This window comes from Nocardia sp. NPDC056564 (assembly GCF_042793755.1).
In the GTDB taxonomy this organism is placed as follows: Bacteria; Actinomycetota; Actinomycetes; order Mycobacteriales; family Mycobacteriaceae; genus Nocardia.
This window is the reverse complement of record NZ_JBHTUR010000017.1, coordinates 141,641-154,913: the sequence shown is the minus strand read 5'-3', so window position 1 is coordinate 154,913 and position 13,273 is coordinate 141,641. Positions and strand designations below refer to the sequence as shown.

Annotated in this window: 1 protein-coding gene (only partly in view); it reads left to right on the top strand. The window is 71.0% G+C overall.

Going from position 1 to position 13,273, the window contains the following annotated elements; all coding sequences use genetic code 11:
- Positions 1-13,273, top strand: the 3' portion of a protein-coding gene (locus ACFQ9K_RS33370) for a non-ribosomal peptide synthase/polyketide synthase (RefSeq protein WP_378713678.1). 11,981 nt of this gene lie to the left of the window's left edge; the window shows 13,273 of its 25,254 coding nt (coding positions 11,982-25,254); its start codon lies beyond the left edge, outside the window; the stop codon is at positions 13,271-13,273.

The following is a 13,273-nucleotide window of genomic DNA, read 5'->3' as shown; positions in this document are numbered from 1 at the left end:
GGTATTCCCGGCGGACCGGCTCGGGCCGACCCAGGTGGTGCTGTCCGGCGACGAGGTGCCCGCGCTCGACCTGTCGCCCATCGACGTGGCCGAACCAGACCTCGCCTCGGCCGTACTGGCGGTGACCGCCGCCGGGTTCGACCTGCGCAGCGCAATGCCGTTGCGGGCGAGGCTGTTCCGCGTCGCGCCGGACGACCACGTGCTCGTCGTCGTGGTGCACCACATCGCCGCGGACGGCGTCTCGACCGCGCCGCTCGCGCGGGATCTGATGGTTGCCTACACCGCACGGAACACGGGCGTCGCGCCGCAGTGGCGACCGCTCCCGGTTCAGTACGTCGACTTCACGCTGTGGCAGCACGAGGTGCTCGGGGCGGCCGACGACCCCCGATCGCCGCTGGCCGCGCAGATCGCGCACTGGCGCACGGAACTCGCCGGGCTCGCCCCGGTGCTCGAACTGCCCGCCGACCGCCCCCGACCGCCGGTCGCCTCCGGGCGCGGCGCCGCCATCGACTTCGCCGTGTCCGCCGAACTGACCGGATCGATCGCGGATCTCGCGCGCAGGCATGGGGTTTCGTCGTTCATGGTGATCCACGCCGCCTTCGCCACGGTGCTGGCCAGGCTCGCCCGGGTGGACGACGTCGCCATCGGCACCCCCATCGCGGGGCGCTCCGAAGCGGCACTGGACGACCTGGTCGGGATGTTCGTGAACACCCTCGTCCTGCGCTCCCGCGTAGCATCGGACATGTCCTTCGCGGAACTGCTGAGCCAGGTGCGCGACACCGATGTGCGCGCGTTCGCCCACGCCGACCTGCCCTTCGAGCGGCTCGTCGAGGAGCTGAATCCGGAACGCGCACAGTCGCATTCCCCGATCGTGCAAACGTTGCTGACCTTCGAGCACCGCGACGACACCGTGCTGCGGCTCCCCGGACTGGAGGTGTCGGCGTACCCGATCGACAGCCGGGTCGCGCAATTCGATCTCAGTCTCGAACTCGCCGAGCACGTCGCCGAGGCGGGCACCGCGGTGCGCGGCGTGCTGCGCTATGCGACGGACCTGTTCGACCGCCGCACCGCGGAGTCGTTCGTGGCCCGGTTCGTACGTGTCCTCGACGCTGTGACCGTGAACCCGTCCGTCGTGCTCGGCGATATCGAGCTCCTGGATGCCGCGGAGCGCGCGCTCGTGCTGAACCGGTGGAACGACACCACGCACCCGATGGCGCCCGGGCAGACGCTGGTCTCCCTGTTCGAGGCGCAGGTGGCCAGAACGCCGGAAGCGACGGCGCTCACCTTCGACGGCACGAGTCTGTCGTACGCGGGCTTCGCCGCGAAGGTGCACCGCCTGGCCCGGTGGCTCGTGGATCAGGGTGTCGGCCCGGACTCGCTGGTCGCGCTCGGCATGCGGCGCTCGATCGATCTGCTCACCGGCATGTACGCGGTCACCGTGGCCGGCGGCGCCTACGTACCGCTCGATCCCGACCATCCCGCCGAGCGCGTCGGCCACGTGCTCGGGACCGCCAGGCCGGTCTGCGTGCTCACCTCCGGCATGGACCTGGACGGTGTCGCGGCCCGCCAGATCCGCATCGACCGACTGGATCTGACCGGCTACCCGCCGACCCCGCTGACCGACCTGGACCGGGTCGGCGTGCTCACCGCGGCGCACACCGCCTACGTCCTGTTCACCTCCGGCTCGACCGGCAGGCCCAAGGGGGTCGCCGTGCCGCACACCGCCGTCGTGAACCGGCTGCACTGGATGCAGCAGACCTATCCCCTCACCGCCGAGGACGCGGTATTGCAGAAGACCCCGGCCACTTTCGACGTCTCGGTGTGGGAGTTCTTCTGGCCGTTGCAGGTCGGTGCGCGCCTGGTCGTCGCCCGCCCGGCCGGCCATCGCGACCCCGCTTATCTAGCCCGCTTGATCATCGAAGAGCGGGTGACCACGGCCCATTTCGTGCCCGCCATGCTGTCGATGTTCATTGCCGAGCGAAGGGCAAACGAGTGCATTACGCTCCGCAACGTATTCGCCTCCGGTGAGGCATTGCCCGCGCTGGCCGCGCAGCGGGCGCGTGAGGTGATCGGAGCGCGGGTGCACAACCTGTACGGACCGACGGAGGCCACCGTCGACGTCACCTTCCACGAGGTGACCGCGGCCGATGTGGTCTGCGTCCCGATCGGCAGGCCGGTGTTCAATACCCGGCTGCTGGTGCTGGATTCGCGGCTGCGACCGGTCCCGGTCGGGGTACCGGGGGAGCTGTACCTGTCGGGAGCGCAACTGGCGCTCGGCTACCTGGCCCGGCCGGATCTGACCGCGGACCGGTTCGTCGCGAATCCGTTCGCCGGTGGTGAGCGGATGTATCGCACCGGCGATCTGGTGAAGTGGAACGGCGATGGCGAAGTGGAGTACCTGGGCCGCACCGATTTCCAGGTGAAGCTGCGCGGAGTGCGGATCGAACTCGGCGAGATCGAGACCGCGCTGACCACGGTGGATTCGATCGCCCAGGCGGTCGTGGTGGTGCACTCCGAGGAACGGCTCGGTGACCGGCTGGTGGCGTACGTTATTGCTGCCAAGGGGCATTCGCTGGACATCGACGCGCTCCGGTCCGCGCTGAGCGCGGAATTGCCCGCGCACCTGGTTCCTTCGGCGATCGTGCCGCTGGATGCGTTGCCGCTCAACACCTCCGGCAAGATCGACCGCACAGCGCTGCCCACACCGGTCTTCGAGGCGGCCGCCTATCGCGCACCGGCCACCGACACCGAACGCGCGGTCGCGGGCATCATGGGCGAACTCCTCGGCCTGGACCGGGTCGGCGCCGACGACGACTTCTTCGCCCTCGGCGGCAATTCGCTGATCGCGACGCAGGTCGCCGCCCGGCTCGGCACCGCGTTCGACGCCGAAGTCCCGGTGCGGATGCTGTTCGAGGCGCCGACCGTCGCCGGATTGGCGGCGCGGGCGCAGCGGCAGATCGGTACCGGCAGCAGGCCGCCGCTCACCGCACGCCCGCGTCCCGAGCTGGTGCCGCTGTCGCCGGCCCAGCAGCGCATGTGGTTCCTCAACCGTTTCGACCCCGACGCCACCGTGCACAATATTCCGGTCGTGGTCCGGCTCACCGGGTACCTGGACCCGAATACGCTGGCCGCCGCCGTCGCCGACGTGGTCGGCAGGCACGAGACGCTGCGTACGGTCTACCCGGACCACGACGGCACCGGTTACCAGCGGATTCTCGAACCCGGTCAGGCGCCGTCGCTGCGACCGCTCGATTCGCCTGCCGCGCTGCCGGGATTCGTTGCCACGCCGTTCGACGTGACGAGCGAGGTGCCGGTGCGCATCGGGCTGATCCGGTTGTCGGATCGTGCCCACCTGCTCGCCCTCGTCGTGCATCACATCGCGGCCGACGGCTTCTCGATGGCGCCGCTGGCCCGCGATATCGCCACCGCCTACGCCGCACGCGCCACCCGAACCGCGCCCGCCTGGACCGAATTGAGCGTGCAGTACGCCGATTACGCGCTGTGGCAGCGCGAAGTGCTCGGCGCCGAATCGGATGCGGAATCGGTGGCCGCGCGCCAACTGCGCTACTGGCGGGAGGCGCTGCGGGCATTGCCCGTGCAGCTCGATCTACCTACCGATCGACCGCGCCCTGCCATCGCCTCACACGCCGCGTCCAGCACGTCGGTCGAGCTGGATCGTGCTGTCCGGGCGGGTATTACCGCGATAGCGGCGCGCTACGACGCGACCCCGTTCATGGTCGTGCACGCCGCGCTCGCCACTGTGCTGGCCCGCCTGTCCGGCACCGGCGACATCGCCATCGGCGCACCGATCGCGGGTCGCGGCGACGCCGCGCTGGACGAGCTGGTCGGGATGTTCGTCAACACTCTCGTGCTGCGCGCCGAGGTCGCCGGAGCCGACACGTTCGCCGAGATTCTGCGCCGAGTGCGCGACACCGATCTGGACGCCTTCGCCCATGCCGAGGTGCCGTTCGAGCGGCTGGTCGAGGTCCTCGATCCGCCTCGATCCGAGGCGCGGCATCCGCTGTTCCAGATCGCGTTGTTCTTCCAGAACCTCGCCCACGTCGAACTCGATATGGCGGGCGTCACCGTCACCGAATACGAGTTGGACCACCGGACAACGCCATTCGATCTGCAGCTGACCGTGACCGACAGCGCGATCCAGTTCACTTATGCCACAGACCTTTTCGACGAGGACACGGTAGCGAACTTCGGATCCCGGTTCCTCCGGCTGCTCGACGCCGTGACCACCGACCCGGAGCAGGCGGTCGGCGACATCGACCTGTTCGGCGCCGGTGAGCTGCATCGAGTGGTGGCCGAGTGGAACGACTCCGCGCATACCGCCTGCCTGGCGGAGATGCTGCTCGACGAATTCGAGGCGCAGGCCGCGGCGACACCGGACGATCCGGCACTGATCGTCGTCCCGGACGACGGCGCCGCCGTCACGACGATGACCTACGGCGAGCTGGACCGCCGGACCAACCAGCTGGCCCGGCACCTGATCGCGGCCGACATCGGTCCGGAATCGCTGGTGGCGCTGGCGATCCGGCGTTCGGCGGACCTGGTGGTCGCCATGTACGCGGTGCTCAAGGCGGGCGGCGCCTACGTGCCGATCGATCCGGATCATCCGGCGCGCCGGAACGCGCACATCCTCGACACCGCGCGACCCGCGGCACTGCTCACCACCGCGGCCGATCGGGTCGGCCTCGACTATGCCGGGCCGATCATGCGTATCGATGAACTCGCGCTCGACGGCTATCCGGATGACCCGATCGCGGTGCCCGAGCGGCGCTCGCCGATTCACCCGCAGCACCCGGCCTACGTGCTCTTCACCTCTGGTTCCACCGGAAAACCGAAGGGCGTCAGCGTTTCCCACGCCGCGATCGTCAACCAGATGACCTGGATGCAGGCGGAGTATCGGCTCACCGCCGACGACGTGTATCTCCAGAAAACGGCGACCACCTTCGACGTATCGCTCTGGGGATACTTCCTGCCCCTGCGCATCGGCGCATCCCTGGTGCTCGCCGCGCCGGACGGCCATCGCGATCCCGGCTACCTGACCGAGGTCATCGAGGCCAACGGCGTCACCCTCACCGACTTCGTGCCCTCGATGCTCAGCGTGTTCGCCGGACATGTCGAAACTGCCGGGCGGCGGGCGGCGCTCGCCTCGCTGCGCGCCGTCTTCGTGATCGGCGAGGCACTGCCCGCCGAGACGGTGCGGGCCTTCGGCGCCGTCAGCCGGGCTCGCCTGCACAACCTGTACGGCCCGACCGAGGCGACGGTGAGCATCACCTACCGCGACGTCACCGGCGAGCGCGGCGGCGCGGTGCTGCCGATCGGCAACCCAGAGTGGAACAGCCGGGTCTATGTGCTGGATTCGCGGCTGCGCCCGACCCTGCCCGGTGTCGCCGGCGAGTTGTACCTCGCCGGTACCCAGCTGGCCCGCGGTTACCACGGCCGACCCGACCTGACGGCGGATCGCTTCGTGGCCAACCCCTTCGGCGCACCGGGTGAGCGGATGTACCGTACCGGCGACCTGGTGCGCTGGGATGCCGACGGCGATACCGCGGAGCTGATGTACCTGGGCCGCACGGACTTCCAGGTGAAGTTCCGTGGGCAACGGCTGGAGCTGGGCGAGATCGAGGCGGTCCTGGCCGCCGTGCCCGGCGTGACCCAGGCAGCCGCGGCCGTGGTCGCCACTCGCGCCGGTGACCACCTGGTCGGCTACGTCACCGCACGCGCCGCGGTCGACGAAGCCGAGATGTTGCGTGCGGCCGGCGAGAACCTGCCGTCCTACTCGGTTCCGTCGGCCGTCGTGGTGCTGGATGCGTTCCCGCTCAACGCCTCCGGAAAGCTGGATCGAACGGCACTGCCGGAACCCGTGTTCGGTCGTGTCGCCTTCCGTGCCCCGGTCACACCGGCCGAACGCCTGGTCGCCGAAGCCTTCGGCGCGGTGCTCGCGCACGGGCCGATCGGCGCCGATGACAGTTTCTTCGATCTCGGCGGCAACTCCCTGATCGCCACCCGGGTGATCGCCCGGCTCGGCGCCCGGCTCGGCCGTCGCGTTCCGGTCCGGCTGCTCTTCGAGGCGCCGACCGTGCGCGCCCTGGCCGCGTCGATCACCGATGAGGCTGCCGCGCTGGAACAGTCGGTGCCGTTGCTCGCGGGTCCGCGTCCGGAGGTCATTCCGCTGGCACCGGTACAGCGCGGCATGTGGTTCCTCAACCGGCTGGACCCCGGCTCGGCCACCCACAACATTCCCGTGGCGATGCGCATCGAAGGCGAACTCGATGCGCTCGCCCTACGTGCCGCGTTCGCGGATGTCGTTGCCCGGCACGAGGTATTGCGCACCGTCTATCCCGTCGACGCGGGCGGTAGCGGCCACCAGGTGATCCTGCCCGCCGAGCCGGCACCGATACAGCTCGCGATCGGGGACCCCGACGGCCGTCCGGTGTCCGAGCGGATCGCCGAATTCCTGGTCGCCGGTTTCGATGTCACGACCGAGGTGCCGGTGCGCGCGGTGCTGCTGCGGGTGCATGACGCCGAGCAGGTGCTGGTCGTGGTGCTGCACCATATCGCCGCCGACGGCTATTCGATCGGCCCGCTGCTGCGAGACCTGCTGTCCGCCTATCTCTCTCGCGTACTGGGTACAGCACCGAACTGGCCGGACCTGACCGCTCAGTACGCCGACTACGCGCTGTGGCAGGCCGGCGCGCTGGATTCCACCGCGCCGGAGCAACTCTCGTATTGGGCGCAGACGCTGCGCGACCTCCCGGCGGAACTGACGCTCCCGACGGACCGCCCACGGCCCGCGGTCGCGACCGAGCGCGGCGCGAGCGTGCGTGCCCGGATCGGTGCTGGCGTCGCCGCCCGAATCGCCCGGCTCGCTGTGCAGCACAACGCGACTCCGTTCATGGTGGTGCACGCCGCGTTGGCCGTGCTGCTGGCCCGGCTGTCCGATACGACCGACATCGCCGTCGGCACCCCGGTGGCCGGCCGTGGCGAAGCGGCCCTCGACGACCTGGTCGGCATGTTCGTCAATACCGTCGTCCTGCGCACCCGGCCGGACCTCGACCGTTCGTTCACCGACCTGATCGCCCAGACCCGGACCGCCGACCTGGCCGCATTCGGCAACGCGACCGTGCCGTTCGACCGGGTGGTCGACGAGCTCGGCATCGAACGCTCCCCGGCCCGGCATCCGCTCTTCACCGTCGCGCTGAGCTATCTCGATACCGGCGCCGACACCTTCGCGGTCCCCGGGTTGACGCTCACCGCCGCCGAATTCGCCGAGCCGGTGGCCCGTTTCGACCTCCAGTTCACCGTCGGCGCCGAGCCCGATGCCGACGGTCACCTAGCCGTCGAACTCGACTACGCCACCGACCTGTTCGACGCGGCCACCGCCGCGGGCTTGCTCCGCCGATTCGGCCGCGTCCTCGGCACACTCACCGCCGACCCGGACCGCCCGATCGGTGCCGTGGATCTGCTCGCCCCGGCCGAACGCGGCGAACTGCTCGCCCGCCGCGGCGCCGACCCCGTCGAACCGGCCACCCTGGCCGAGTTGATGACCGCCGCCGTGGCCATGAATCCCGCTGCCACCGCGCTGATCTCGGCCGAACGCAGCCTCACCTACCGCGCACTGGACGAACAATCGGCCCGCCTGGCCAGAATGCTGATCGGCCACGGCATCGGCGCCGAGGACGTGGTCGCCATCGCCATCGAGCGCTCGGTCGAATCGGTGCTCGCGGTCTGGGCGGTCGCCAAGACCGGTGCCGCCTTCGTCCCCGTCGATCCGACCTACCCGGCCGAACGCATCACCCACATGCTGTCGGATTCCGCGGCCGCCCTCGGACTGACCACGAGCCGCTCCCACCGGATGCTGCCGGGCGACGTCGAATGGCTGGTCCTCGACGCGCCATCGACCGCGGTGCGGATGCGGCACACCAGCGCGATCCCGATCGCCGCGGACGAGCTGATCCGCCCGGTCCGCGTGGGCAATCCGGCCTGGATGATCTACACCTCCGGCTCGACCGGAACCCCCAAGGGCGTGCTCGCGACCCACGCGGGCCTCGCCGGCGTGGCCCGCGCCCAGCGTGATCGGTACGAGATCACCGCGGCCGCCCGCATCCTGCACGTCGCCTCGCCGAGCTTCGACGCGTCCATGCTCGAACTGCTGCTCGCCCTGTCGGCGGGCGCGGCGCTGGTGATCGCGCAGGCCGGCGTCTACGGCGGCGCCGAACTGACCACCCTGCTGCGCGAGCAGCGAGTGTCGCACGCCTTCCTCACCCCGGCGGTGGTGCGCACCCTGGACCCGGCCGCGCTGCCCGACCTGCGGCACCTGACCGTCGGCGGCGAGTCCTACGGCCCGGATATGGTGCGGCGCTGGGGAAGTGACCGCGCCTTCTACAACACCTACGGCCCGACCGAGACGACGATCATCGCCACGATCAGCGATCGCCTGCGTCCGGACGGTCCGTTCGACATGGGCACCCCGATCCACGGCATGTCGGCGGTGGTCCTCGATGGCTGGCTGCAGCCGGTGCCGGTCGGCGTCACCGGCGAGCTGTACCTGCGCGGACCCGGCCTGGCCAGGGGTTATCATTCACGGCCTGGTCTTTCGGCCGAGCGGTTCATCGCCGACCCCTATGGTCCGGCAGGCGGGCGGCTCTATCGCGCCGGCGATCTGGTGCGGTGGACCGCGACCGGCGCGGTCCACTACGTTGGACGCTCGGATCAGCAAGTGAAGGTACGTGGGTTGCGCATCGAACTCGGCGAGATCGATGCCGTTCTCGCGACTCATGCCTCGGTCGAGGCGGCGGTGACCCTGGGGCACACGGAGGCCTCGGGCGTGACATCGCTGGTTTCGTATGTGGTCGGTCGCGGGATCGATGCCGAAGAGCTGCGCGCCCATGCCGGTCGCTCGCTGGCGGCCTACATGGTGCCCGCCGCGGTCATGGTGCTCGACGAGTTGCCGTTGACCCCGGTCGGCAAGCTCGACCGGCAGGCCCTGCCCGCACCGGAATTCCGGGTGGCCGAGTTCCGCGCGCCGCGGACCGCCGCCGAGCGGGCGGTCGCCGAGGTCGTCGCCGACGTGCTCGGCCTCGCGACGCGGATCGGCCTCGACGACGACTTCTTCGCCCTGGGCGGCAACTCGCTGACCGCGACGCAGGTCGCGGCCCGGCTCGGCAACCGGCTCGCGGTCGGGGTCGGCGTGCGGCTGGTGTTCGAGCACCCGACCGTCGGCGCGCTCGCCGCGGCGGTTTCCGGCGCGGCACCGTCCGGTCCGGTGCTCGCGCGCCGCACCGAAACCGGCCCGGTGCCACTGTCGCTGGCACAGCAGCGCATGTGGTTCCTCAATCGCCTCGATCGGCAATCGACGGCCTACAACATCCCGCTCGCCGTCCGCCTGACCGGTGAACTCGATGTCGACGCGCTGAACGCCGCGATCGCGGACGTGGTCGGCAGGCACGAGGTGCTGCGCACCGTCTACCCGCAGCACGAGTCGGGCCCGGTGCAGCTGGTGCGCCCGGCGGGGGAGCCGGGCACGCCGGTGCTCGCGCCCATCGCCGTTCCCGCCGACGATCTCGCCGCCGCGGTCGCGGACTTCGTCGGCGGCGGATTCGATGTCGCCGAAGCGGTTCCCGTGCGCGCCCGGCTGTTCGTGCCGGTCGCGGTGGACGCGGTGGCGCGCGAACACGTGCTGGTGGTCGTCGTGCACCACATCGCCGCGGACGGGTCGTCGCTGGCGCCGCTGGCCAGGGATGTGATGGTCGCCTACGCCGCGCGCAGGCGAGGTCATGCGCCGGACTGGGCCCCGCTGCCGGTTCAGTACGCCGACTACAGCCGGTGGCAACGCGAGTTGCTCGGCGCCGAGGACGACCCGGATTCGCTGGTCTCGCGCCAGCTCCGGTTCTGGACCGCCGCCCTGGCCGGGCTGCCCGCGCAGCTGACCCTGCCCACCGACCGCCCGCGGCCCGCCGTCGTGGCCACCCGCGGCGGCCACGTCGACTTCGCCATCGACGCCGGGGCGCATGCCGGTCTGGTCGCCCTCGGCCGAGAGTCCGGGGCCACGCTGTTCATGGTGCTGCACGCCGCGTTCGCGGTGCTGCTGGCCCGGCTGTCCGGCAGCACGGACATCGCGGTCGGCACGCCGGTCGCCGGGCGCGGTGCCGCCGAACTCGACGACGTGGTCGGCATGTTCGTGAACACGCTGGTGCTGCGGTCACGGGTCGACGCCGGTGCCGGGTTCGTCGACCTGCTCGATCAGGTGCGGGCCGCGGATGTCGCCGCGTTCGCCCACGCCGACGTCCCGTTCGAGCGGTTGGTGGAGGTGCTGAACCCGGAGCGGTCGACGGCCAGGCATCCGCTGTTCCAGGTCGGCTTCTCCTTCCACAATCAGGTGGGCGCCGACTTCGCGTTGGACGGCTTGACCGCCAGCGCGGTGGATTTCGATGCCGAGGTGGCGCAGTTCGATCTGCATCTGGTGGTCACCGACCGGTACGACAGCGACGGTGTGCCGGCCGGGATGGCGGCTTCGATCAGCTACGCGACCGCGCTGTTCGACGAGAGCACCGTCGCCGGATTCGCGGGCAGGCTGCAACGGGTGCTCGACGCGGTCTGTGCCGATCCCCGGGTGCCGGTCGGCGATCTGGCTCTGCTCGACCGGGCGGAGTCCGCGCGCATGCTGGTCGCATGGAATCGCCCTGATCGCGAATTCGATACGGCCACACTGATTTCCGGTTTCGAGGCGCAGGTGGCCCGGACGCCGGACGCGGTGGCGATCGTCGATGGCGCGGTAAACCTCACCTACGGCGAATTCGCTGCGCGGGTCAACCGGTTGGCGCGCGTGCTGATCGACCGCGGTGTCGGGCCGGAATCGGTTGTCGCCCTGGCCATCCCGCGTAGCGTCGAGCTGCTCGTCGGGATGTACGCGGTGGTCACGGCGGGCGGCGCGTACCTGCCGCTCGACCCGGCCCACCCGCTGGATCGCACCGTGCGCATCCTCGCCGCCGCGAGCCCGGAGCTGGTGCTCACCGCGGCGGCGCATCCGATGCTGCCGGTGACCGTGTCGAATCACGCTGTGGTGCTCGATATCTCGACGATCGACCCATCCATCGACGCACGGCCGGTGCGCGACGACGAGCGGTCGGCGCCGCTGTCACCGTCGAATACCGCGTACCTGATCTTCACCTCCGGCTCCACCGGCACCCCGAAGGGCGTGGCCGTGCCGCACGCCGCCGTCGCCCATCAGCTGGCGTGGATGCAGTCGGAGTACGCGCTCGGCGCCGACGACGCCACCGTGCTGCTGACCTCGGCCGCCTTCGACCTGTCGATCTGGGAATTGTGGTGGGCGCCACGGACCGGCGCCAGAATCGTGCTGGCCCCCGCCGCCGCGCACCGCGACCCGGATCAGGTCCTCGACCTGATCCGGCGTGCCTCGGTGACCACCGCGACCCTGGTGCCGTCGCTGCTGGCCATGCTGAGCGAGGCCGCGGGCGATCGACTACCGCGCTCGCTGCGCCGGTTGCTCGTCATCGGGGAACCACTTCCGGCGACCACGGTCCACCGGGTGCGCGGCCAGACCGACGCCCGGATCGACAACCTGTACGGGCCGACCGAGGCCGCGGTCTCGGTCACGCGGTACCGGACCGTCCCCGGGACGCGGCACACGGTGGTGCCCATCGGCACACCGGAATCCGGCAGCCGCGTTTACGTGCTCGACGACCGGCTGCACCCGGTCCCGGCCGGCGTCACCGGCGAGCTGTACCTCGGCGGCGCGCAATTGGCCCGCGGCTACCACGGCAGACCCGAATTGACCGCCGAGCGCTTCGTGGCGGACCCGTTCGGCGCGCGGGGTACCCGGTTGTACCGCACCGGTGATCTGGTGCGCTGGGGCGCCGACGGGAACCTCGAATACGTCGAGCGCCGGGACTTCCAGGTGAAGGTCCGCGGTTACCGCATCGAGCTCGCCGAGATCGAGCACGCGCTGCGCTCGCGGCCCCCGGTATCCGAGGCGATCGTGGTCGCGCAGCAGGCCGGCGACGAGAACGCGATGCTGGCCGGGTATTTCACTGCCACCGAGCCGGTCGATACGGACCTGCTGCGCGCCGCGGTGGCGGATCTGCTACCCAGCTACATGGTGCCCGCGGTGCTGCGGCAGTTGGACACGCTGCCGCGCAACGCGAACGGCAAGGTCGATCGGGCGGCGTTGCCCGCGCTCGACCGGCGCACCCACGAGTTCCGCGCCCCCGCGACGGAACTGGAGCGGCAGTTCTGCGCCTGCTTCGCGGAGGTGCTCGGCGCCGAGCGGATCGGCATGGACGACAACTTCTTCGAACACGGCGGCAACTCCCTGCTCGCCACCCGCCTGGCCGCCCGGCTGAGCGCGGCCCTCGCCGAGCCCATTCCGGTCGTGTGGCTGTTCTCCGCGCCGACACCGGGCGCGCTGGTGGCCCAGTTGGCCCAGCACCGGTCCGGCCGTGGACGAGTCGACGCGGCGGCCGCGTTCGACGTGCTGCTGCCCCTGCGCGCCGGCGGCCGCCGGGAGCCGCTGTTCTGCGTGCATCCGGCGGGCGGCGTCGCGTGGTCGTTCGCCGGCCTCGCCGCCCACATCGACCCGGAGCGCGGCGTGTACGGCATCCAGTCGCCCGCGCTCAGTTCCGCGGCGCCGCTGCCGGAGTCGATCGAGGACTGGGCCGCGCGGTACGTGCGGGAGATCCGGGCGGTGCAGCCGGAGGGCCCGTACCACCTGCTCGGCTGGTCGCTCGGCGGCGTGCTGGCGCACGCGGTCGCGGTCCAATTGCAGGACGCGGGCCAGCATGTCGCGCTGCTGGCCATGCTGGACAGCTCGCGGCAGGTCACGGTGGACGAGTCCGCGACCGTCCCGGTGGCCGATCTGCTCGGCGGCCTGCTCGGCGACCACGCCGCCGAAACCGACCTGGATCCGCGCCGATTGGCACGCAGGCTGGCCGAGCTGCCCGAGCCGTTCGCCTCGTTCGGCGCCGACCGGCTGGACCGGGTGCTGGATGCCGGCGCCCGCGCGGTGGGCCTGATCACGCGTTACCGACCCCGCCCCTACAAGGGCAACCTCCTGTATTTCACCGCGGCCCTGGACGATCCCACCGGTGCCACCGGGGCCGCAACCTGGGCGGATGCCGTCGACGGCACCGTGCACAACCACGCCGTGCATACCTCGCACTGGCGGATGACCACCGAGTCGGCGCTGGCCAGGATCGGCCACGTCCTCACCGCCCTCCTGGAGCGTGCCGACCGCACCTGA